We start from the raw sequence: 22,436 nt of genomic DNA, 5'->3' as shown, positions 1-22,436 counted from the left end.
GTCAGCGGCCTTCCAGAGGGTGGAACGATCCGAAAACCTCGGCGTGCAGCTTCTCCCGTGCCCAGCGGGCCGCCTCGGTGGCGCTGGTGACGACAGCCTTCAGCTGGCGGGCGAACTCCACCTGGTCCCGCTGGCGCAGGCCACCGTGCACCTGGACGTCCACGATGTCACCGGCCGCGGTCACCACCACCTCGATGGACTGATCGGGTGAATGCACCGAGACCTGGTGCGCGGCGACCGCCCGGTCGAAGTCGGCGCGCAGGCCCTCGACGCGCTTGTACCGATCGATCGCCTCATCGATCCACGCCTCGTCGATCTCCCGGGCCATGCACCGGCTCCTCACCACGCGTCATGTCACCGTCGCTTTCCGAAGGGTGAATCTACCGGCCATCCCGGCCTGACGGTGTCCTCTGTGGATAACTCCCATGCCGGAACGCACCGTCACCGAGAAGCCTGTTGATCATCACTTTGCGTTACCCCAAGGAGCGAAGGGTGGGTGATGCGGTCCCCACGACGGAAATCCGAGGGCGAGGTCAGGGGCAGACCGGCCGAGGTTGTCCGGAAGAGGGTCATGGCGGGTCGGCGAAGAGAAAGGCGCGGTGGGTCGGCGGAGAGAAAGCGCGGGAGAGGGGCGTGGCGGGAAGGCGGAGAGAAGGGCGCGGGACCGCGGGAGAGGGGCGTGGCGGCTCCAGCGGAGAGAACGGCGCGGGAGAACGCGGGAGACGGGCGGCCGTAGGCGTCGGCGAGGAACAGCGGGGCTGAGCGTGTCGCGAAGGGCGAGCACCAGCAGGCAGGCGGCACCGGGCAGGGGTGGGACCACCGGTCCGTGGGTTTTGTCGGGGGGTGGCAATACCATCGTCGGGTGAGTTCGGGTGATGTTTTCGCTGACCTGGTGGGCCAGGACGAGCCGGTCGAGACGCTGCGGCGGGCCGCGGCCGCGGCGGCACGCGTGGTGGCCGGGGAGCCGGTGGCCGGCGGGGCGATGACGCACGCCTGGATCTTCACCGGGCCGCCCGGGTCGGGGCGGTCACTGGCGGCGCGGGCGTTCGCCGCGGCGTTGCAGTGCGAGCGCGGCGGGAGCGGCTGCGGTGCGTGCCACGGCTGCCACACGGTGCTCGGGAAAACGCATGCTGACGTGCGGTTCGTCGTGCCCGAGGGGCTTTCCATCGGGGTCGGCGAGATGCGGGCGCTGGTGTTGCGGGCGGCGACCGCGCCGTCCGGCGGGCGCTGGCAGGTGGTGGTGATCGAGGACGCCGACCGGCTCACCGAGGCAGCCGGCAACGCGCTGCTCAAGGCGATCGAGGAGCCGCCGCCGCGGACGGTGTTCCTGCTCTGCACCCCGTCCACCCATCCGGATGACATCTCGGTGACGATCCGCTCCCGGTGCCGGGTGGTGGCGCTGCGCCAGGCGCCGGCCGACGCGGTGGCCGCGGCGCTGGTCGCGCGGGACGGCCTGGCGTCGGACACCGCGGTCTGGGCGGCGGCCGCGGCGCAGGGCGACATCACCCGGGCGCGGTTGCTGGCCGCCGACGCGGAGGCCCGGTCCCGGCGCGAGGCCGTGCTCGCCGTGCCGAAACGGCTGACCGGGGTCGGCGCCTGCTTCGACGTGGCCGCGATGCTGGTCGCGGCGGCCAAGGCGGAGGCCGCGGCGAGTGTGGCGGAGTCCGACACGGCCGAGCGTTCGGCGCTGGAGCAGGCGCTCGGCGCGGGCGGCACCGGCCGGGGCGCGGCCGGGGCGATGCGGGGCGCCGCGGGCCAGATCAAGGATCTGGAGAAAAGGCAGAAGTCCCGGGCCACCCGGGCGCAGCGGGACGCGCTGGACCGGGCGCTGGTCGACCTGGCCGGCTTCTACCGCGACGTGCTGGTCACCGCGCTGCGCGCGCCGGTCGCGGTGGTGCACGGCGACGTTGCCCCGCAGTCCGAGGCCGCAGCCCGCAAGTGGTCGCCGGAGAGCACTCTGCGCCGCCTGGAGGCGGTTCTGGCGTGCCGCGAGTCGATCAACCAGAACGTCAAGCCCGAGATCGCCGTCGAAGCCATGATGCTCAACCTCTGGAAAGGCTGACCCACGTCGGCGGAGCCTGACCGGCTCGGGTTCCGGGTGGGGTTCTGGCACGTCGCGACCACCCACGGACGTCGCCCTGGAGGGCCGGGCGTTCTGGACGCGCCAGCGGCCAGCCCGGCCCGGAAGGGTCCCCGCGGGAGCGGCGATCAGTTATCAGCGCGGACCGTGGCAATGAAGCCCTTGAAGTTGATCTTGAGAAGTAGCCGCGAGAGAAGCGGTCCGGCGCGGGGAAGGCGGCGCGCAAGAAAGCGACGCGCAGAAGGTGGCGCGAAGAAGGCGGCGCGCAAGAAAGCGGCGCGCAGAAGGCGGCGCGCAAGAAAGCGGCGCGCAGAAGGCGGCGCGCAAGAAAGCGGCGCGCAGAAGGCGGCGCGCAAGAAAGCGGCGCGCAGAAGGTGGCGCGCAGAAGGTGGCGCGCAAGAAAGCGGCGCGCAAGGAAGGCGAACGGCGGCGGGAAAGCGGCCCCAGGAGGGCGGACCCGAGAGGCTGCGCCGGCGGACGGTGCCGGCGCAGCCTGGTCTCGGAAGGTGGTCAGCCGGCCAGCAGGAACGTCTCGCGCAGGCCGTGGTAAGCGGGCTTGGGCTGCAGGTTCTCGTCCATCGGGGTGGCTGAGCCCTCACCGCTGAAGACACCGGGCACCCAGGAGTACTTGTCGGTGAAGCCCCACACCGTGTACGACACGCAGTGCCGCGCCAGCAGGCAGGCGCGCAGCAGCAGGTTGAAGCCCTCGACCTGGGCCTGCGTCTTCGCGGCGTCGGCGGGGAGCAGCATCCGCACGTCGACCTCGGTGAACGCGGTCTTGACCCCGAGCTTGTCGAAACGCTGGACGTTGGCCAGCACGGTGCTCGGGAAGCCGTACTGGATGGCGAGGTGCCCCTGCATGCCGTAGCCGTGCACCGGCACGCCCTTGGCCCGCAGCTGCTTGGTCAGGGCGAAGTAGGCGTCGCTCTTCGCGTTGATGCCCTCGTTGTTGTAGTCGTTGAGGAACAGCAGCGCCTTCGGGTCGGCCTGGTGCGCCCAGCGGAACGCGTCGGCGATGTAGTCCGGGCCGAGCGCCCGCAGCCAGATGGTGTCGCGCAGCGTGCCGTCCTCGTTGAAGACCTCGTTCGCCACGTCCCAGGCCCAGACCTTGCCCTTGAAGTGGCCGACCTCGTCGAAGATGTGTTTGCGCAGCAGCGCCCGCAGCTCGGCCGGGGTGTAGTTCGCCTCGGTCAGCCAGGACGGGTTCTGGCTGTGCCAGACCAGCGTGTGCCCCCGGACGAGCTGCTTGTTCTTCTGGGCGAAGGCGACCAGCTGGTCGGCGGCGGTCCAGTCGTAGACCCCGGGCTGCGGCTCGACGACCTCCCACTTCATCACGTTCTCCGGGGTGACCGTGTCGAACTCGCGGGCGACCGCGGCCTTGTAGGGGGCGTCGGCGCCGAGCGCCGCCATGTCGACGGCGGTGCCGATCCGCACGTCGGTGCCGCGCGCCGCGGCCCGCAGCGACCCGTCGTCCTTCGCCGGATGTGCGCTGGCCGGCGTGGAACCGGCCACCGCCAGGCTGACCGCGAGGAAGGCGGCGATGCGTCCAAATCTCATGAGAAGTGCCTCCGAAAGTTACGGTGACATGCCGAAACGTTAAGCACCATGGCGGTTCGGCGTCAACCGTGTCCATCGATGATCGTCCGAGCGTTCGGATGGCGCGGCAGCCGGTATCTTGCTCTTGACGCCATAGATGGGCAGCTCTACGTTACGGAGATCTGTCCCGGATATTTCCGAAACTTTCGGAGCGTGCTATGTCCACCAGACGCCAGCTCCTCGCCCTCACCGCCGGCGCGGCCGCCGCCGGCGCGCTCGCCGAGAGTCCCGCCGCGGCCCATCCGGCTCGGGAGATCGCCAGCTGGGCGGCGGTCCCGACCACCGTCCCGCCGACCGCGCCGCTGGTCCTCGCCGACCAGACGGTGCGGCACGTCGTGCACCTCAGCGTCGGCGGCGACCAGGTGCGGATCCGGCTGACCAACGAGTTCGGCGACACCCCGCTGCGGATCGGCGAGGTGCACGTGCGGCTGGGCGACGCCGACCGCCGGGTAACCTTCGGCCGGCGCACCTCGGTCACCGTCCCGGCCGGCGCCCCGATCGTCAGCGACCCGGTCGCCCTGCGCGTCCCCGGCGGCGCCGACCTGGTGATCAGCGTCTACCTGCCGGAGCGGACGCCGGTCACCACGCTGGCCGCCTTCGCCTTCCAGGACAACGTGATCGCCGCCGGGAACGTGACCGCGGCGCCGAGCGTGACGCCGACCAGCACGATCCAGCAGTACCTGTTCCTGTCCGGGGTCAGCGTGCGGGCGAGCGGCGGGGCGATCGTGACGCTCGGCGACTCGATCACCAACGGCGCGAACACCGCGCCGAACGCCAACCACCGCTGGCCGGACCTGCTGTCGGCCCGGCTCCGGCACCGGCTCGGGGTGGCGAACGTGGGCGTCTCCGGGAACCGGCTGCTGCACGACCCGAACCCGCCGGCCGGCAGCCCGGCGGTGAACTACGCGGCGTACTTCGGGCAGAGCGCGCTGCGCCGGTTCGACCGGGACGTGCTGGCCCAGCCCGGCGCGGAGTTCCTGGTGGTGCTGCTCGGCGTGAACGATCTCGGCCACCCGGGCACGTCGGCGCCGCTCGACGAGGTGGTCTCGGCGGACGATCTGGTCTGGGCGCACCGGCAGCTGATCGCCCGGGCGCACCGGGCCGGGCTGCGTGCCTACGGGGCGACGGTGCTGCCGTTCAAGGACGACACGCTCGGCTTCTACAGCGTCGAGAACGAGCGGAAGCGGTCCGCGCTGAACCGGTGGATCCGGACCTCCGGCGAGTACGACGCCGTCATCGACTTCGACGCGGCGGTGCGGGACCCGGCCGATCCGCTGCGCTTGAACCCGGCCTACGACAGCGGCGACCACCTGCACCCGAACGATGCCGGGATGGCCGCGATGGCCGCCGCCGTGCCGCTGCGCCTGTTCAAGATCTAGAGGGCTCCGGGACCGCCTCGGGAAGCAGCCCGGCGAGCCGTTCCGCAACGGCCGCCGCGATCTCCTCGGCCGGCCGGGCCGCGTCCAGCACCAGGTAGCGTTTCGGGTCGGCGGCGGCCAGGTCGAGGAACGCGTAGCGGACCCGGTCGTGGAAGGCCTTGGACTCGGACTCCAGCCGGTCGGCGCCCTCACCGCGGGCGCTGACCCGGCCCAGCCCGACGTTCGGGTCCACGTCCAGCAGGACCACCAGGTCAGGCTTGAGCCCGCCGGTCGCCCACGAGGAGAGCCAGGAGATCTCCTGGACCGGCAGGGTACGACCGGCGCCCTGATAGGCCAGCGAGGAGTCGACATACCGGTCACTGATCACCACGGCGCCCCGGGCCAGCGCCGGCCGGACCACGGTGGCCACGTGGTGCGCCCGGTCGGCGGCGTACAGCAGCGCCTCGGCCCGCGGCGACGGCCCCTCGCCGTGCTCCTTGTTCAGCACCAGCCCGCGGATCCGGGATCCGATGTCGGTGGCGCCCGGCTCCCGGGTCACCACCACGTCCCGGCCCTCCGCCTTGAGCACGTCGGCCAGCCGGGTCACCTGGGTCGACTTGCCGGCCCCCTCGCCGCCCTCGAAGACCACGAACAGCCCGGTACGGAGGAACTCCTCCGGCGGGGCGAGCGGCCGCCCGCGGACCGACCCGAACAGGTCGGCCAGGATCGGCACGCCCTTCTTGTCGTCCATCTGGCGGAACGCGCCGATCCCCACCCAGATGCCGATCGCCCCGGCCACCAGCAGCAGCACCCGGGTCGACGAGACGTCGAAGCTGACCGGGCCCAGGTCGACCTGGCGCGAGCTGCCCAGGCCGACCAGCAGGCCGGCCAGCGTGATGGCGAGCAGCAGCACCATCCGGACGCCGATCTGCACCACGGCGAAGACCCGGCCGCGGACCGCGTCGTCCACCTCGCCGTAGAGCAGCGTGGTGCCGGCCAGGAAGGCCATGCCCGCGCCGGCGCCCACCAGCAGCGCGCCGACCAGGGCCATGGACAGGTGGAAGGCCAGGCCGAGGAACATCACCGAGCCGCTGGCCAGCACGATGTTCATGCCGAACCAGCGGCGCCGGGACAGGTCCTTGACGATCATCGGGCCGACCCCGATGCCGACCGCCAGGCCCAGGAAGATGGTGCCGAAGAGCAGGTAGAACGCGGCCTCGCCGGCGCCCAGCGAGGTGGCGTAGGTGCGGGCCGCGCCGATCACCACGCCGCCGGCCGCGAACGCGCCGAAGATGCCCAGCACCAGGCCGCGGACCAGCGGGGTGCCGCCGATGTACTTCCAGCCCTCCAGGAACTGCTTGAACATGCTCTGCTCGGCGTCCCGCTCGCGCTCCGCGCTCTTGCCGCCGATCTCCTTGATCCCGAAGAAGACGACGAGCGCGGTGGCCAGCCGGGACAGCGCGTTCATGTAGAGGGCGAGCTGCACCGGCTGCGCCCAGTCGGGCAGCGAGACCCCGGAGTGCTGCACGCCGGCGGTCAGCGCGGAGAGCGCCAGGGCGCCCAGGATCGGCGTGATCCCGTACGTGGTGACCAGGGTGAGCTGGTTGGAGACCTCGATCTGGGACTTGTGGTGCAGCAGGTTCGGGACCGCGGCCTCCTTGGCCGGGATCCAGATCAGCGTGATCGTCTCGCCGATGAAGGTGGCGATGGTGGCCCAGGTGACGGTCAGCGCGGGCGAGCCGCCGAGCAGCGGGACCAGCGGGATCGAGCCGTAGAAGACGAACCGGAGCAGGTCGGTGATCACCATCGTGTAGCGCCGGTCGAACCGGTCGGCGAAGACGCCGGCGATCGGGCCGAGCAGCAGCGCCGGCAGCAGCCGGACGGCGATCGTGCCGCCGAACGCCGCGCCCTGCGCCGCCGTGTTGGTGAACTGCGCGGAGGCGAACAGGCCGGTGGCCAGCAGGCCGATCCAGTCGCCGAACGAGGCGGCGCCGAGCACCAGCCAGAGCCGGCGGAACGGGCGGATCCGCAGGACGGAGCGCAGCGCGGCCGCACCCGAGAGGTCGACCGGTGCGGTCTCCTGGCGGCTTTCCGTGTTGATGGCCCTACCTCCCCGTGGTCACTGCTCGCAGCACTGTATCCGGCGGTGCCGGCCAACCGGGGCTTCCCACCTTGGAGTCAATCAGAGATGAATGTCTTTCGCGTTGGCCGGAGACGGGATAGCGTGCGCGTGTGCTCACCGACCGCAACGCCCTGCGCCGCCGACTGGAGACGGCCACCGCCCATCTGGAGACCCCGCTCGCGGTGGTCGACCTGGCCGCGTTCGACGACAACGCGGACCGGTTGACCGCTCGCGCGGCGGGCAAACCGATCCGGGTGGCGAGCAAGTCGGTGCGGTGCAGATCGTTGCTGGAGCGGGTCCTGGCCCGGCCCGGGTGGCACGGCGTGATGGCGTACACGCTGCCCGAGGCGATCTGGCTGGTCCGCACCGGCGTGACCGACGACGTGCTGGTGGCGTACCCGACCGCGAACCGCGCCGCGCTCGCCGAACTGGCCGGCGACGAGAAGCTGGCCGCCGCCATCTCGATCATGGTGGACCACCCCTCCCAGCTCGACCTGGTCGACCAGGTCTCCTCCCCCAAGGATCGCCCCACGGTCCGGCTCTGCCTGGATCTCGACGCCTCCTGGAAACCGGCCGGGCCGCTGCACGTGGGGGTCCGGCGCTCGCCGGTGCACTCCGCGGCCCAGGCCGGCGCGCTGGCCCGGGCGATCGCCGCCCGGCCGGGCTTCCGGCTGGTCGGGATGATGTCCTACGAGGCGCACATCGCCGGGGTGGGCGACGACCCGCCGGGCCGGGCGCTGCGCGGCCGGGCCATCCGGCTGATGCAGAGCCGGGCGCTTCCGGAGCTGCTGCGGCGGCGCGGGGCCGCGGTGCAGGCGGTCCGCGAGCACGCGGATCTGGAGTACGTCAACGGCGGCGGCACCGGCAGCGTCGCCGCGACCAGCGCCGACCCGTCGGTCACCGAGGTCACCGCCGGTTCCGGGCTGTACGGCCCGACCCTGTTCGACGCCTACCGCAATTGGCAGCCCACCCCGGCCGCCTTCTTCGCGCTCTCGGTGGTCCGCCGCCCGGCGCCGCGGATCGCGACCGTGCTGGGCGGCGGCTGGATCGCCTCCGGCCCGGCCGAGGCGTCCCGGCTGCCGGCGCCGTACCTGCCGGAGGGGCTGGCCTTCAAGCCGGACGAGGGGCCGGGCGAGGTGCAGACCCCGCTGCTGGGCGCCGCCGCCGAGCGGCTACGCCCGGGCGACCGGGTGTGGTTCCGCCACGCCAAGGCCGGCGAGCTGTGCGAACACGTCAACGAGCTGCAGCTGGTGGACGGTGACACGGCGACGCCGGCCCCGACGTACCGGGGAGAGGGTCATGCCTTCCTGGGCTGACCCGGAACAACGGGCTGACCGGGAACGGGCTGACCCGAAAAGGGCCGACCCGGAACGGGCCGGCTCAGGCCTGGACGTGCCGGTGCAGGTACTCCCGGATCAGCGCTTTCGCCTCGGTCAGCACGGCCTCGTCACCGGCCGGGTCGCGCCGGAACGCCAGCTTGATCAGCGCGTCGGCGGCCTCCACCGAGATCTGCAGGGAGAACCGCACCCGGGCCCGGTCGACCAGCTGGAACTGGTCGGTGAGCAGCTCGGCCAGGCGCTCCGCGATGACCGCGTTGTTGTCCCGGTCGGAGTCGAGCAGGTGCAGGTCGACCACGTCGCCGAAGTGCAGCGTGCGGAAACCCGGGACGCTGCGGTGCATGTGGATGTAGCCGTCTATGGCCGCGTCCACCGCGTCCCACCAGTGCGCGAAGGTCTCCGCCGCGAAGCGGTCGGAGAGGCTCTGCAGGTAGGCATCCATGTTGCGCAGCGCGAGGGCCTGCACGATGGCCCGCTTGTCCGGGAAGAACTGGTAGACCGAGCCGATGGCGACTTCGGCTCGCTCGGCCAGCAGGGTGGTGGTCAGGCCCTCATAGCCGACCTCGTCCACCAGCTCGGCGCAGGCGTCGAGCATGCGTTGAACCCGGGCAACGCTTCTGCCCTGCACCGGAACCCGCCGCAGCGGTCCGGTGCTGACGGTTGGTGTCGACACGCGTCGCCACTCCCTCTCAGCAGTGAAATTCATCCACGACGACAGGTCGTGAATAAATTCCAGAGATAAATCGAACGTTACTCGGATCAACGAGCGAGGCGCATCGACGGGACGCCAGGTGCTGGTGTCCGCTCGGACGGAGGACAAAAGCCGGAATGACTACACCCGTTAACTCCCGCCGGTGGACCAACTGGGGACGCAACCAGGAGTCCGTGGCCGAGGTGCTCGCGCCCGGAAGCATCGACGAGGTGGCGGCCATGGTCAGCGCCGCCGCCGGGGCCGGCCGCCGGATCAAGACGGTCGGCAGCGGGCACTCGTTCACCGCCATCGCGGTCGCCGACGACCAGCGGATGTTCGTGCACCGGCTGAACCAGCTGGTGTCGGTGGACGGACCGCTGGTCACCGTGCAGGCCGGGATGCAGCTGTCCACCCTGAACGCGGTGCTGGCCCGGCACGGGCTGGCCATGCCGAACCTGGGCGACATCGACGTGCAGACGGTGGCCGGGGCGATCTCCACCGCCACCCACGGCACCGGGATCAAGCACGCCACGCTGGCCTCCTGCGTCGAGGCGGTCACCCTGGTCACCGCCGAGGGCAAGATCGAGAGGTACGACCTCGGCTCCCCCGAGTTCCCCGCCGTGCGCGCCGGACTGGGGGCGCTCGGCGTCCTGGTCGAGGTGACGCTGCGCTGCGTGCCGGCGTTCACCCTACTGGCCGACGAGAAGCCGATGGCACTGGCCGACGTGCTGGCCGGGATCGAGGAGTGGATCCCGGCCAACGACCACGTCGAGTTCTACTGGTATCCGTACACCGACCGGGCCCAGCTCAAGGTCAACAACCGGGTGCCGGCGCACGACCGGCCGCTGTCCCGGATCCGCGGCTGGCTGGATGACGAGTTTCTGTCGAACACCGTTTTTCAAGGGGTCTGCACAATCGGGCAGAAGTGGCCCGGGACGGTGCCGGCCATGAACGCGCTGGCCGCCCGCGCGCTCAGCGCCCGCAGCTACACCGACCGCTCCGACCGGGTGTTCTGCACGCCGCGCCGGGTCCGGTTCACCGAGATGGAGTACGAGGTGCCCCGCGAGGCGCTGCCCGAGGTGATCGACGCGCTGCCCCGGCTGATCGATTCGCTGCCGTTCAAGGTGCTCTTCCCGGTCGAGGTGCGGTTCACCGGGCCGGACGACGTCTGGCTCTCGCACGGGTACGGGCGGGAGTCCGCCTACATCGCGGTGCACCAGTTCCTCGGCAGCCCCTACGAGCCGTACTTCAAGGCGCTGGAAGCGCTCTGCGAGCCGCTGGGCGGGCGGCCGCACTGGGGGAAGCTGCACTACCGGACGGCGGCCGACCTGCGCCCGGCGTACCCGAAATTCGATGACTTCCTGGCCGTGCGGGACCGCCTCGACCCGGCCCGGGTCTTCACGAACGAATACCTGGACCGGGTGCTGGGCTGACTGGCTCCGCTTCGCTCCGCGGCGATTCGCCTGGTGACCGATGAGATGGCAGGCCGGTTTTCTGCCATCTCATCGGCGGCGAACGGCGATCACTCGGCTGCCGTGGAAGTGGCCTTCCGGGGTGCGGCCTTCTTCGCCGGCGCGGCCTTCTTGGTCGCCGTGGCTTTCTTGGCCGCCGTCGCCTTCTTGGCGGGCGCGGCCTTCTTCGCCGGCGCGGCCTTCTTCGCGGCGGCCTTCTTCTTCGGGGCCGGGCCCTTCGCGCGCTTCTCGGCGATCATCTCGATCGCCTCCTGAAGGGTCAGCTCCTCCGGGGTCTGCCCCCGGCGCAGCGTCACGTTCGTCTCGCCATCGGTCACGTACGGCCCGAACCGGCCGTCCTTGACCAGCAGCGGTTTCTCCGAGACCGGGTCGACGCCCTCCAGGTCGCGCAGCGGCGGCTTGGGCGCGCCGCGCTGACCCCGGACCTTCGGCGCGGCCAGCATGGCGAGCGCCTCGTCCAGGGTGACGGTGAACAGCCGGTCCTCGCTCTCCAGCGAGCGCGAGTCCTTGAGCCGCTGGATGAACGGGCCGAACTTGCCGTTCCGCGCGATGATCTCGTTGCCCTCGGCGTCCTTGCCGACCACCCGGGGCAGCGACAGCAGCTGCAGCGCCTGCTCCAGCGTGAGCGTCTGCGGCGACTGCGACTTGAACAGCGACGACTTGCTCTCGCCGGACTGCACGTAGGGCCCGAAGCGACCGGATTTGACCAGCACCGGCTCGCCGGTCGCCGGGTCGTCGCCCAGCGTCCGGTCCCCGTTGCCGGCCAGGAAGAGCTCGGCCACCTTCTCCGGGGTCAGCTCGTCGGGCGCCAGGCCCTCCGGGATCGACGCGCGGTCCTCGGCCGGCTCCTCCTCGGCGCCCTCCGGCGCCGGCGCCTTGCGCTGCAGGTACGGCCCGAACTTGCCGACCCGGACGACGACCTGCCGGTTCTCCTCGTCGGTGAAGAGCGGGATCGAGTTGACCTCGCGCGCGTCGATCGCGCTGAGGTTCTCGGTCACCATCTTCTTCAGGCCACCGGCCCGAGCGATCTCCTCGTCCGCCCCGCTGGCCTGGCTGCCGAAGTAGAACGAGGTGAGGAAGTCCAGCTGGGTGCCGTCCCCGGCGGCGATGTCGTCGAGCTGGCCCTCCATCGCGGCGGTGAAGTTGTAGTCGACCAGCCGCGGGTAGTGCCCCTCGAGCAGACCGATCACCGCGAACGCCAGGAACGACGGGATCATCGCCTGGCCGCGTTTCTCCACGTAGCCGCGGTCCTGGATGGTCTGCATGATCGACGAGTAGGTGGACGGGCGGCCGATGCCCAGCTCCTCCAGCGCCTTGACCAGCGAGGCCTCGGTGTACCGGGCGGGCGGCGAGGTGTGGTGGCCCAGCGCGTTCAGCTCGTCGGCGGTGAGCGGCTGGTCCTTCACCAGGTTCGGCAGGCGGCGCTCGGCGTCCTCGGCCTCGGCGCTCTCGTCGTCGGAGGACTCCACGTAGGCCCGGAGGAAGCCCGGGTCGGTGATCGTCTTGCCGGAGGCGGCGAAGTCGGCCTCCTCGTTCGCCGTGGAGACCGCGCGGATCCGGACGCTGATCGAGTTACCGACCGCGTCGGTCATCTGCGAGGCGATGGTCCGCCGCCAGATCAGCTCGTACAGCCGGAACTCGTCGGTGGTCAGCTCCTTGGCGACCTCGCCCGGGGTCCGGAAGTTGTCCCCGGCGGGACGGATCGCCTCGTGCGCCTCCTGCGCGTTCTTCGCCTTGGTGGTGTAGCGGCGCGGCTGCGGCGGCACGCTGTTCGCCCCGTAGAGCTCGGCGATCTGACGGCGGGCGGCGGCGATCGCGGTCTCGGAGAGGTTCACCGAGTCCGTACGCATATAAGTGATGTAGCCCTTCTCGTACAGGCTCTGCGCGGTGCGCATCGTCTGTGCCGAGGAGTTGCGCAGCTTGCGGGCCGCCTCCTGCTGCAGGGTCGAGGTGATGAACGGCGCGTACGGCCGGCGCCGGTACGGCTTCTCCTCCACCCGGGTGACGGCGAACGGGCGGCCCTCCAGGCGTGCGGCCAGCCCGCGGGCGCCGGCACCGTCCAGCTGCACCGCGGTGCCGCCCGGCTTGAGCTGCCCGGTGGTCGGCTCGAAGTCCTTGCCGGTGGCGATCCGGTCGCCGTCCAGCGCGATCAGCGTCGCCTGGAACGAGCGCGGCCCCTCGACCTGGCCCTGCACGGCCAGCTGGGCCTGGATGTCCCAGTACTCCGCGGAGCGGAACGCCATCCGCTGCCGCTCCCGCTCGACCACGATCCGGGTGGCGACCGATTGCACACGGCCTGCCGAGAGGCCGCGCATCACCTTCTTCCACAGGACCGGGCTGACCTCATAGCCGTACAGCCGGTCCAGGATGCGGCGGGCCTCCTGCGCGTCGACCAGGGAGCGGTCGATGTCGCGCGGGTTCGCCACGGCGGCCTGGATGGCCGGTTTGGTGATCTCGTGGAAGACCATCCGCTTGACCGGCACCTTGGGTTTGATCGTTTCGATCAGGTGCCAGGCGATCGCCTCGCCCTCGCGGTCCTCATCGGTGGCGAGGAAGATCTCGTCCACCTCTTTCGCCAGCTTCTGCAGCTTGGCCACCTGCTGCTTGCGGCTGTCGGAGACCACGTAGAGGGCGTGGAAGCCGTTGTCGACGTCGACGCCGAGCCGTGCCCACGGCTGGCCCTTGTACTTGGCCGGCACCTCGTCGGCGTTGCGCGGCAGGTCACGGATGTGGCCGACGGAGGCCTCGACGAGATAGTCGGGGCCCAGATAACCGGCGATCGTCTTGGCCTTCGACGGAGACTCGACGATGACCAGACGGGTCGTCCTGGCGTCACTCGGCACGGCACTCCCAGTTCGTTCGTTGAGATCCTCGGCGTTCACCGCCCGGCCTCGGCGTTCCCGGCTCGGCCCCGGATCGTCCGCGGCCGAGCGTTCCGGCCCGGCCCCGAACTCCGCGGCCGCGCCTTCCCGGCCCGGCCCCGGCATCACCCGCGGCAGAGCACAGATGTTCAACGTAACGCGCCGGACGAGCCCTCATTCCCGGGGAACCCCGCAGTCGGATGGTAACGGTCCGGCCACCGCACGCGTCCGACCGCGACACCGTACACCGGAAGGACGCTGTTATGTCGGACACATTCCGCGAAGATCACGCAGCCGCGCCACCCGGCCAGAATTCCGCGGGGGCGGCCTCCGGGCGCTCGCCGACGAGCTCGGCCAGCCGGGTGAGGCGGCGGCGGCCGGCGATCACGTAGGACCGCTTGTCCTCCGAGACACGGCCGGCCAGACCGGCTCTGATCAGCGCGGAGTCCACCGCGGCGAGATCCTTGGCCGGATCGAGGCCGAGCCGGTAACCGCCGGGACGCGGGTAACCGGTCGCCGCCACCCAGAGCCGGAGGCGGGGACCGGAGAGAAAAAGCTGCGCCGCGGCGGCCGGCCACGCGGCGGCGAGAGCGTTCAACCTCCGGGAGTACGCCGTGCGCACCTCGAATCGGGGAGGGGGCGGCTCCTCGGGAGTGTCCGAGATCTCCTCGTCGGGTGCGGGCTCCGGTCGTACCGAAAGCGGATCTTGATCGTGATCGTGGAGGACCGGCGCCCAGGTCGCCGCCAGGCCGCGCGCGACCAGCTCGGCCACCAGCACGTGCACCCGCCACGCGTCGTCGACGATCACCGACACCCGGGCCGTCCCGCCCATCCGCCCCAGCTGACCGGGCCCGGCCAGCAGCCCGGCCAGATCGGCCGGCGACGGCTCGATCGTCTCCGCCCCGAACATCGGCAGCTGCCGGCCACCGGCACGGCCGGGCGTCCCGCGCTGGTGCGGCCGCCGCTCCACCGGAACCGGCGGCGGCAGCGTCTCCCGCGGGATCAGCGGCCACCCGGTCTCCGTCATTGGCACTCGGGCAGCGACTCGAACGCCTGCCGAAGCTCGACCGAATCGAGTTTCGAGGTGTCCAGGCCGCTTTTCGCATACTCCGCGTCGAGCCGCTCGACCACATCGGCGACCTGGTCGTAGAAGGTGCTGGTGCCGGTGTCGAGCGCCTCGATGCCGTCGTGGGCGGTCCCGTAGGCGTCCCGCATGCCGGTCAGCGAGCCGACGAAGGCGGCAGCGATCTTGTCGCCGCCGCTGACATCCGGCACCCCGGCGCGCTCCACCCCGGCGCGGGCCTCCTCGCTCGCCGCGCGGGCCCCGTCGAAGAGCCGGGCGAGGTTCTCCTTCGCCTGGCCGGGGGTGGTGCGGGTGGTCATCTGCTGCTGGGTGCGGGTGGTCAGGGTGCCGATCTCGCTGCGCCAGGGGGCCAGCACGGTGCACACCGAGGCGGCCCAGGCCTGCGCCCCGTGCCCGGAGGAACAACCGGCGAGCCACACCACGAGCACGAGGGAGATCATTCGGACCGCGCGCATGGGAGCAGCGTACGGCCTTGGTCGGACAATCGGGGAAAGCGAACGGGCACCCGGCGGACGCCGGGTGCCCGTTGTGGACGAGGCGGGGGTCAGCCCACGTTGTCCTTGATCCGGGACGCCGTCCCGGCATCGGTGTGCTGCGCGTCCTGCGCCGCCTTGGCGGTGTCCGCGGCGCCGGCCGCGGAGGCCTGCGCCTCCTCGCCCATCGAGATCGGCTTGCGCTTGCTCCAGACCACCGAGGCGGTCACGATCGCCACCGCCACCAGCGCGATGGCCACCCGCAGGCCGGTGTTCGCGTCGGTGCCGATGCTCCAGGTCACCACGGCCGGCGCGATCAGCAGCGAAACCAGGTTCATCACCTTGATCAGCGGGTTGATCGCCGGGCCGGCGGTGTCCTTGAACGGGTCGCCGACGGTGTCGCCGATGACCGTGGCGGAGTGCGCCTCGGAGCCCTTGCCGCCGTGCGCGCCGTCCTCGACCAGCTTCTTCGCGTTGTCCCAGGCGCCACCGGAGTTGGCCAGGAAGACCGCCATCAGGGTGCCCGCGCCGATCGCGCCGGCCAGGTAGGCGGCCAGCGCCCCGGCACCCAGCCCGAAGCCCACCGCGATCGGGGCCATGATCGCCAGCAGACCGGGGGTGAGCAGCTCGCGCTGCGCGTCCCGGGTGCAGATGTCGACCACGCGGCCGTACTCCGGCCGCTCGGTCCGGTCCATGATCCCGGGGTGCTCGCGGAACTGCCGGCGCACCTCCATGACCACCGCGCCCGCCGAGCGGGACACCGCGTTGATCGCCAGACCGGAGAAGAGGAACACCACCGCCGCGCCGACCAGCAGGCCGACCAGGCTGCGCGGGTTCGCGATGTTCAGCAGCTCGTAGATCTCCCGCTGCACGTCGGTGATCCCGGCGTCGGCGAGCGAGCTGGCCAGGCTGTTCGTGTACGAGCCGAACAGCGCGGTCGCGGCCAGCACCGCGGTCGCGATCGCGATGCCCTTGGTGATCGCCTTGGTGGTGTTGCCCACCGCGTCCAGCTCGGTCAGGATCTTCGCGCCCTGCTCGTCGATGTCACCGGACATCTCGGCGATGCCCTGCGCGTTGTCCGAGATCGGGCCGAACGTGTCCATCGCCACGATCACGCCGACCGTGGTGAGCAGGCCGGTGCCGGCCAGCGCCACCGCGAACAGCGACAGGGTGAGCGACGTGCCGCCGAGCAGGAAGGCGCCGTAGACGCCGGCGCCGATCAGCAGCGCCGAGTAGACCGCGGACTCCAGGCCGACGCTGATGCCGGCCAGCACCACGGTGGCCGCGCCGGTCGCCGAGGACTTGCCGATGTCCTGCACCGGGCGCCGGTTCGTCTCGGTGAAGTAGCCGGTCAGCGCCTGGATGGCGGCGGCCAGCACGATGCCGATGACGACCGCGCCGATCGCCACCAGCTGCGGGTTCTGCCCACTCTCGACGATGTCCCGGGCGATCCCCGCGTCCCCGAAGCCGGCGAAGGTGTCCGGCAGGTAGAGGAAGGTCACCACGGCCACGGCGATCGCCGAGACCACCGCGGAGATGTAGAAGGCCCGGTTGATCGCGGTCAGGCCGTTGCGGTCGGACGGGCGCAGCCGGGTGATGAAGACACCCAGGATGGCGATCACCACGCCGATCGTCGAGACGATCAGCGGGAAGATCAGGCCGTCCTGACCGAACGCGGCCTGGCCCAGGATCAGCGCGGCGACCAGGGTCACCGCGTACGACTCGAACAGGTCGGCGGCCATGCCGGCACAGTCGCCGACGTTGTCACCCACGTTGTCGGCGATCGTCGCGGCGTTCCGCGGGTCGTCCTCCGGGATGTGCTGCTCCACCTTGCCGACCAGGTCGGCGCCGACATCCGCGGCCTTGGTGAAGATGCCGCCGCCGACCCGCATGAACATCGCGAGCAGAGCGGCGCCGAAGCCGAAGCCCTCCAGCACGGTCGGCGCGTCGCTGTTGAAGATCAGCACCACCAGGGCGCCGCCGAACAGACCCAGGCCGACGGTGAGGAAGCCGACCACGCCACCGGTGCGGAACGCGATCCCCATCGCGGTCTCCCGGCCACCGGTCCCTCCGGCCGCCGCGGCGACCCGCAGGTTGGCCCGGGTGGCCAGCGCCATGCCGGCGCCACCGATGAATGAGCTGAACACCGCTCCGACCACGAAGAACAGTGATCGGCCGATCTTCACCCAGGTCTCGTTGTCGGTGTCGTGCACCGGCAACAGGAACAGCAGCACGACCGCGATCACCACGAACACGGCGAGCGTCTTGAACTGCCGGAACAGGTATGCCGACGCGCCTTCCTGCACGGCGCCGGCGATCTCCTGCATGTTCTTGGTGCCCCGGCCGGTGCGCAGCACCGACTGGACGAACATCGCGGCGAAGCCCAGAGCGATCAGGGCGAACACCAGCGCGACGATGACGAATGTGACGTTGGATCCGCTCAGGGACACTCCGCCACCTTCGGCGGCGAGGTTTACCGAGGTCCCGGACATCAATGTCCTCCTACACACACCGACCGCACCCGAGTGGTGGACGAGACCTCCGGGCGCTTGCTAACGATCGACCGGACCCGCGGACGCGGGACCAGCAGTAGCTGATAACTCGCGTACTGTATAGGTCCGACGTGGCGATCGTCACATGGCGACCCGGCCGTGTCGCGGTGATGTTCACCGCTGTGTTAGCACGCCACCCAGCGGGTATCGGATTTGGCTGATCTTTTGCCTGGCCAGGTGGTCAGAGTTTGCCAAATCAGAAATAAGCGGAATGCCCGAATTAAGGATAGAGAGTAACGGAAGATCGCTTGTTTCCGGCGCGCCGAAGATCCCATTCAAAGATCTGCTGACTCGGGCCGCGCTGATCACTGATCGTCGCTCCCGCCAGGGACCCTTCCGGGCTGAGCTGGCCGCTGACGCGTCCAGAACGCTCAGCCCGCAAGGGCGGCGTCCGTGGGTGGCCACGACGGTCCAACCCCCACCCCCGCACAACGCCGCCGGCGTTCTGCGGCGGCGCGGAGCCAGCCGGCTCAGTTAACGCCGGGCGACCGGCCAGACCATGCGGACCTCGGTGCCGGGGCCGTCGTCGACCGGGCGGACCTGGAGGTCGTCGACGAAGCCGGCGAGCAGGGCGAACCCGACGCCGGTGGTGAGGTCGTCCTCGGTGAGCGACTCGGCGGCCAGCTCGTCCGGCGGAAGCTTGGTGAGACCGATGCTGGCCTCGATCGGGGCGTGGTCGATGACCCGGACGGTGTACGAGCCCGAGTCGGACATCTCCACCGTGACCAGGTCGGCCAGCCCGTACTGCCGGTGCAGGGCGACGGCCCGGGTGCAGGCCTCGCCGATCGCCAGGCGCACCTCGTCCAGCAGCGCCTCGTCGACCCCGGCCCGCCGGGCCACCGCCACACCGACCAGGCGGGCGGTGCGGACATGCACCGGCGCCGGCGAGAAGGACAGCCGAACCGTAGCCATCACGAAGCGGGACCGCTGCCGTCGCGTTCGGTGGCGGCCTCGACGGTGGGGAAGATCGGGAAGACCTGATCCAGCGCGGTGATCCGGAAGATCTTCAGAAGTGGCTCCTTGGCGCAGACCAGGCCGAAGGTGCCCTGCGCGGTCCGCAGCCGTTTCAACGCGCCGACCAGCACGCCCAGGCCGGTGGAGTCGAGGAACTCGACCCGCTCCAGGTCCACCACCACGTCTCGGGCACCGGCGTCGACCAGCTCGATCAGGCGCTCGCGCAGCCGTGGAGCGGTGTAAACGTCGACCTCGCCACCGACTTCGAGCACCGTGTGGTCGGCGACGGTCCGGGTCGCCAGCGACAGCTCCATCGGTCCTCCTCCCTGATCTCCCCCGCGAATCTAACCACCGACCGGCATCGGGCGACGCGTGGCACCCACCGTCCCTACCCGTTTGAGGCGGACGGCAAGCCGGTGTCCGGCCCGGCCTCGTTTGGGGACCGCCGCCTGATGGTGTCAGAGTGCTTGGCGTGACTGCCACCGCCTCCGGTCCCGCCGAGCTGCTGCACCTGATGCGAGCCCGGAGCGCGAGCGCCGCGCAGTCCCCGATCACCCACGTCGAGCAGGTCACCGCCCGGGCCGGGCGGGTCGCGGCCTGGCCCGCTTGGATCGACCCGGATCTGCACGCCGCCCTGACCCGGCAGGGGATCACCGCGCCGTGGGAGCACCAGGCGGCCGCCGCCGACCTCGCCTGGCAGGGCTCGCATGTGGTGCTGGCCACCGGGACCGCCTCCGGCAAGTCGCTGGCCTACCAGCTGCCGGCGCTGACCGCGCTGGCCGCCGACCCCCGGGCCACCGTGCTCTACCTGGCGCCCACCAAGGCCCTGGCCGCCGACCAGCTGCGCGCGCTGGCCCGGCTCGGCCTGGACGGGGTCCGGCCGGCCACGCTGGACGGGGACACGCCGCGCGAGGAGCGCGAGTGGGTGCGGCAGCACGCCCGGTTCATCCTCACCAACCCGGACATGCTGCACCATTCGCTGCTGCCCGGCCACGACCGCTGGGCCCAGTTCTTCCGCCGGCTGCGCTACGTGGTGATCGACGAGTGCCACGCCTACCGCGGCGTCTTCGGCTCGCACGTGGCGCACGTCCTGCGCCGGCTGCGCCGGGTCGCCGCCCGCTACCGCAGCACGCCCACCTTCGTCCTGGCCTCGGCCACCTCGGGCGACCCGGCGGGCAGCGCCACCCGGCTGGTCGGCGCCCCGGTCACCGCGGTCACCGACGACGCCTCGCCGCGCGGCGCGGTCACCTTCGCCCTCTGGGAGCCACCCCTGCTCCCGCCCTCCCCGGACGCCGCCTTCGCCGGGCTGCCGGCCGATCCCGCCCTTCCGGGGCTGCCGGACGCGCCGCCGGTCCGGCGGTCGGCCTTGCGGGAGACCGCGGACCTGCTGGCCGACGCGGTCGTGGCCGGCACCCGGACCCTCGCCTTCGTCCGGTCCCGGCGCGGCGCCGAGGTGGTCGCCGCGGTGGCCCGCCGCGCCCTGGACGAGACGGTCCCCGGCCTGGGCGCGCGGGTCGCCGCCTACCGCGGCGGTTACCTGCGCGAGGACCGGCGCGCGATCGAGCAGGCCCTGCTCTCCGGCGAGCTGCTCGGCCTGGCCTCGACCAACGCGCTCGAACTCGGCGTCGACCTGGCCGGCCTGGACGCGGTGCTGATCTGCGGCTGGCCGGGCACCCGCGCCTCGCTCTGGCAGCAGGCCGGGCGGGCCGGCCGGGCCGGTCAGGCGGCGCTCGCCGTGCTGATCGCCCGGGACGACCCGCTCGACACCTACCTGGTGCACCACCCGGAGGCGCTGTTCGGCCGCCCGGTCGAGGCCACCGTGCTGGACCCGGCCAACCCGTACGTGCTCGGCCCGCAACTGTGCTGCGCCGCCTCGGAGGCCCCGCTCACCGAGCCGGACCTCGCGCTCTTCGGCGGCGAGCCGGCCCGGGCCACCGTCGAGGCGCTGGTCCGGGCGGGCGCGCTGCGCCGCCGGCCGTCCGGCTGGTACTGGACCGAGCGCGGCCGGCCGGACGTGGACCTGCGCGGCACCGGCGGCGCCCCGGTCTCGGTGGTGGAGGCGGCCACCGGGCGGCTGCTCGGCACCGTCGACCAGGGCTCCTCGCACGTGATGCTGCACGACGGCGCGGTCTACCTGCACCAGGGCGTCTCCTACCTGGTGGACGAGCTGGACCTGGACGACGCCGTGGCCCTGGTGCACCAGGAGGAGCCGGACTGGACGACGCACGCCCGGGACGTGACCGACGTGTCGGTGGTCGAGGTCCGGTCGTACCTGGACGCCGGCCCGGTCGGCCTCTTCCTCGGCGAGGTGGACGTGACCAGCCAGGTGGTGTCCTACCAGCGGCGCCGGGTGGGCAGCGGCGAGGTGATCGACACCAAGCCGCTCGACCTGCCGGTCCGCGAGCTGCGCACCGTCGCCGTCTGGTTCACCGTCTCGCCCCGCGCCCTGGCCGCCGCCGGTGTCGAGCCGGCCGACGTGCCGGGCGCCCTGCACGCCGCCGAGCACGCCGGGATCGGCCTGCTCCCGCTGATGGCGACCTGCGACCGCTGGGACATCGGTGGCCTGTCCACCGCCAACCACCCGGACACCGAGGCCCCGACCGTCTTCGTCTACGACGGCCACCCGGGCGGCGCCGGTTTCGCCGAGCGCGCTTACGCCACCGCCGGGGACTGGCTCCGCGCCACCCGGGACGCCATCGTCTCGTGCGCCTGCGAGACCGGCTGCCCGTCCTGCGTCCAGTCCCCGAAGTGCGGAAACGGCAACAACCCGCTCGACAAGCGAGGCGCCGTCCGGGTCCTCGACACGGTCCTGTCCGCCCTCCCGGCCGAGCCGGCCTCGATCCCGCACCAGCCGACCGCCGCCGGTCACCAGCCCGACAAGACCGACCCGGCCCGAGCCACCGCCGTTCACCAGCCCCACGAGACCGGCCCGGCCCGAGCCACTGCCGTTCACCAGCCTGACGAGACCGACCCGGCCCAAGCCACCGCCGTTCACCAGCCCGAATGACCCGGTCCGGCCGAGCCGCGTCGTTCACCAGCCGAGGAGACCGGTCCGGCCCGAGCCGCGCCGTTCACCGGCCCGAGGTGACCGGCCCAGCGCGGGCTGCCGCCGTCGCGCCGGCCCGCACCCAGCGGACCGGCACCTCGGTCCGGACCACCACCTCCCATCCGGTGACCTCGCACGACGTCATCCGGGCGCCGTTCGCTGCGGCATACCGACGGGCCGCCGCGCACGCCACCTCCGGGCCCTCGACCGCGCGCCCGGCCGCGGCCAGCGCCGCCAGGTCCGCCGCGGTACGCGCGGTGTGCCGCGCCAGCCGGGCCGACGCCACCATCGCCCCGGCCACTCCGGCCATCACCAGGACCAGCCCCAGGGCCAGCACGAGGATCGACGCCGATCCCCGATCCGCCGTCGCCGGACCGTCGCGCGGCCCGGTCCGGGCTCCGCCCCCGCGGGTCACCAGCGCTGCGCCCGACATCGTCAGCCCACCGGCACGGTGGCCGGTTCCCGGGCGGCCACCGCGCTCGCCGTGACCGTGATCCCGGGAACGTGCGCTCCGAACAGCTTCACCCGCACCACCACCGTCGCCGTGACACTCTCCCGGTCACCGTCGAGCCGGATCTCGGCGCCCGGCGGGGCCATCCGGGCCGCCACCGGACTCCCCCGCTCGCCACGCGCCTCGGCCAGCGCCGCCTCCCGGGCCGCGTCCAGGCACTGCGCCCGGGTCACCACCGCCGACACCGCGGTCAGCCCGACGAAGAGCAGCAGCATGAGTGCCGGCAGCCCGGCCGCGAGTTCGACGGTGAACGCGCCCCGGTCGCCACCGAGCCGCCGGCACCCGCTCACCGCACGGCT

General features: G+C 72.0%; 17 protein-coding genes. 5 read left to right on the top strand and 12 right to left on the bottom strand.

Annotated elements, in window-relative coordinates:
• Window position 1: 1 nt before the first annotated feature.
• Entirely contained in the window at window positions 2–328 is a 327-nt protein-coding gene (locus BJY16_RS09870; RefSeq protein ID WP_185038901.1) for a YbaB/EbfC family DNA-binding protein, read from the bottom strand.
• Between the two features lie 534 nt (window positions 329–862).
• Here BJY16_RS09870 and BJY16_RS09865 point away from each other — a divergent pair.
• Complete coding sequence (locus BJY16_RS09865) at window positions 863–2,062, top strand: DNA polymerase III subunit delta' (RefSeq protein WP_185038899.1); 1,200 nt, start codon at window positions 863–865, stop codon at window positions 2,060–2,062.
• 528 nt (window positions 2,063–2,590) lie between these two features.
• Here the strand turns inward: BJY16_RS09865 and BJY16_RS09860 are convergent.
• Window positions 2,591–3,637, bottom strand: a complete 1,047-nt coding sequence (locus BJY16_RS09860) for an endo-1,4-beta-xylanase (RefSeq protein ID WP_185038897.1) — start codon at window positions 3,635–3,637, stop codon at window positions 2,591–2,593.
• 197 nt (window positions 3,638–3,834) lie between these two features.
• Here BJY16_RS09860 and BJY16_RS09855 point away from each other — a divergent pair, with 197 nt between their 5' ends.
• Window positions 3,835–5,055 carry an SGNH/GDSL hydrolase family protein gene (locus BJY16_RS09855; protein ID WP_185038895.1) on the top strand — a complete coding sequence of 407 codons (1,221 nt, stop codon included), beginning with the start codon at window positions 3,835–3,837 and terminating at the stop codon, window positions 5,053–5,055.
• Here BJY16_RS09855 and tmk read toward each other — a convergent pair.
• The gene (gene tmk / locus BJY16_RS09850; protein ID WP_373873432.1) at window positions 5,045–7,060 is read right to left on the bottom strand and encodes a dTMP kinase; all 2,016 of its coding nucleotides are present in this window, start codon (window positions 7,058–7,060) and stop codon (window positions 5,045–5,047) included. The genes BJY16_RS09855 and tmk overlap by 11 nt on opposite strands.
• Before the next feature lie 206 nt (window positions 7,061–7,266).
• Here tmk and BJY16_RS09845 point away from each other — a divergent pair, with 206 nt between their 5' ends.
• A complete protein-coding gene (locus BJY16_RS09845) occupies window positions 7,267–8,472 on the top strand; it encodes an amino acid deaminase/aldolase (protein WP_185038893.1) in 1,206 nt (401 codons plus the stop codon).
• A gap of 64 nt (window positions 8,473–8,536) precedes the next feature.
• Here the strand turns inward: BJY16_RS09845 and BJY16_RS09840 are convergent, their stop codons facing one another.
• Window positions 8,537–9,166 (bottom strand): TetR/AcrR family transcriptional regulator, encoded by a 630-nt coding sequence (locus tag BJY16_RS09840; RefSeq protein ID WP_185038892.1) that lies wholly within the window; start codon window positions 9,164–9,166, stop codon window positions 8,537–8,539.
• A 155-nt stretch (window positions 9,167–9,321) separates the two neighbouring features.
• Here BJY16_RS09840 and BJY16_RS09835 point away from each other — a divergent pair, with 155 nt between their 5' ends.
• Window positions 9,322–10,617 (top strand): D-arabinono-1,4-lactone oxidase, encoded by a 1,296-nt coding sequence (locus tag BJY16_RS09835; protein ID WP_185038890.1) that lies wholly within the window; start codon window positions 9,322–9,324, stop codon window positions 10,615–10,617.
• A gap of 89 nt (window positions 10,618–10,706) precedes the next feature.
• Here BJY16_RS09835 and topA read toward each other — a convergent pair whose 3' ends face one another.
• From topA to BJY16_RS09805, 6 genes are all read right to left on the bottom strand, one after another.
• Entirely contained in the window at window positions 10,707–13,499 is a 2,793-nt protein-coding gene (topA, locus tag BJY16_RS09830; protein ID WP_185038888.1) for a type I DNA topoisomerase, read from the bottom strand.
• Between the two features lie 304 nt (window positions 13,500–13,803).
• Complete coding sequence (locus tag BJY16_RS09825; protein ID WP_185038887.1) at window positions 13,804–14,544, bottom strand: hypothetical protein; 741 nt, start codon at window positions 14,542–14,544, stop codon at window positions 13,804–13,806.
• Entirely contained in the window at window positions 14,541–15,056 is a 516-nt protein-coding gene (locus BJY16_RS09820) for a hypothetical protein (RefSeq protein WP_185038885.1), read from the bottom strand. Before BJY16_RS09820 ends, BJY16_RS09825 begins: the two co-directional genes overlap by 4 nt.
• Before the next feature lie 89 nt (window positions 15,057–15,145).
• Window positions 15,146–17,566, bottom strand: a complete 2,421-nt coding sequence (locus BJY16_RS09815) for a sodium-translocating pyrophosphatase (RefSeq protein WP_185038883.1) — start codon at window positions 17,564–17,566, stop codon at window positions 15,146–15,148.
• A gap of 534 nt (window positions 17,567–18,100) precedes the next feature.
• Window positions 18,101–18,541, bottom strand: coding sequence for an ATP-binding protein (locus BJY16_RS09810; protein ID WP_185038881.1), 441 nt, complete (start codon window positions 18,539–18,541; stop codon window positions 18,101–18,103).
• Window positions 18,538–18,894, bottom strand: coding sequence for an STAS domain-containing protein (locus BJY16_RS09805; protein WP_185038879.1), 357 nt, complete (start codon window positions 18,892–18,894; stop codon window positions 18,538–18,540). Before BJY16_RS09805 ends, BJY16_RS09810 begins: the two co-directional genes overlap by 4 nt.
• 200 nt (window positions 18,895–19,094) lie before the next feature.
• On the opposite strand from BJY16_RS09805, the gene BJY16_RS09800 reads away from it, so the two are divergent.
• Window positions 19,095–21,587 carry a DNA 3'-5' helicase SftH gene (locus BJY16_RS09800; RefSeq protein WP_185046368.1) on the top strand — a complete coding sequence of 831 codons (2,493 nt, stop codon included), beginning with the start codon at window positions 19,095–19,097 and terminating at the stop codon, window positions 21,585–21,587.
• Between the two features lie 64 nt (window positions 21,588–21,651).
• Here BJY16_RS09800 and BJY16_RS09795 read toward each other — a convergent pair whose 3' ends face one another.
• Both BJY16_RS09795 and BJY16_RS09790 read right to left on the bottom strand, forming a co-directional pair.
• Window positions 21,652–22,059 carry an Rv3654c family TadE-like protein gene (locus BJY16_RS09795; protein ID WP_185038877.1) on the bottom strand — a complete coding sequence of 136 codons (408 nt, stop codon included), beginning with the start codon at window positions 22,057–22,059 and terminating at the stop codon, window positions 21,652–21,654.
• A 2-nt stretch (window positions 22,060–22,061) separates the two neighbouring features.
• Window positions 22,062–22,427 carry a TadE family type IV pilus minor pilin gene (locus BJY16_RS09790; RefSeq protein ID WP_185038876.1) on the bottom strand — a complete coding sequence of 122 codons (366 nt, stop codon included), beginning with the start codon at window positions 22,425–22,427 and terminating at the stop codon, window positions 22,062–22,064.
• Between the last annotated feature and the right edge of the window lie 9 nt (window positions 22,428–22,436).

Source organism: Actinoplanes octamycinicus, assembly GCF_014205225.1.
GTDB classification, from domain to species: Bacteria; Actinomycetota; Actinomycetes; order Mycobacteriales; family Micromonosporaceae; genus Actinoplanes; species Actinoplanes octamycinicus.
This window is presented reverse-complemented; position numbering and strand designations above follow the sequence as displayed.

Bases quoted from the DNA above. Each gene is read 5' to 3' on its own strand.
- BJY16_RS09870 (WP_185038901.1), bottom strand. From the start codon at position 328: ATGGCCCGGGAGATCGACGAGGCGTGGATCGATGAGGCGATCGATCGG.
- BJY16_RS09860 (WP_185038897.1), bottom strand. From the start codon at position 3,637: ATGAGATTTGGACGCATCGCCGCCTTCCTCGCGGTCAGCCTGGCGGTG.
- BJY16_RS09855 (WP_185038895.1), top strand. From the start codon at position 3,835: ATGTCCACCAGACGCCAGCTCCTCGCCCTCACCGCCGGCGCGGCCGCC.
- BJY16_RS09835 (WP_185038890.1), top strand. From the start codon at position 9,322: ATGACTACACCCGTTAACTCCCGCCGGTGGACCAACTGGGGACGCAAC.
- BJY16_RS09825 (WP_185038887.1), bottom strand. From the start codon at position 14,544: ATGACGGAGACCGGGTGGCCGCTGATCCCGCGGGAGACGCTGCCGCCG.
- BJY16_RS09820 (WP_185038885.1), bottom strand. From the start codon at position 15,056: ATGCGCGCGGTCCGAATGATCTCCCTCGTGCTCGTGGTGTGGCTCGCC.
- BJY16_RS09815 (WP_185038883.1), bottom strand. From the start codon at position 17,566: ATGTCCGGGACCTCGGTAAACCTCGCCGCCGAAGGTGGCGGAGTGTCC.
- BJY16_RS09805 (WP_185038879.1), bottom strand. From the start codon at position 18,894: ATGGAGCTGTCGCTGGCGACCCGGACCGTCGCCGACCACACGGTGCTC.
- BJY16_RS09800 (WP_185046368.1), top strand. From the start codon at position 19,095: ATGCGAGCCCGGAGCGCGAGCGCCGCGCAGTCCCCGATCACCCACGTC.
- BJY16_RS09795 (WP_185038877.1), bottom strand. From the start codon at position 22,059: ATGTCGGGCGCAGCGCTGGTGACCCGCGGGGGCGGAGCCCGGACCGGG.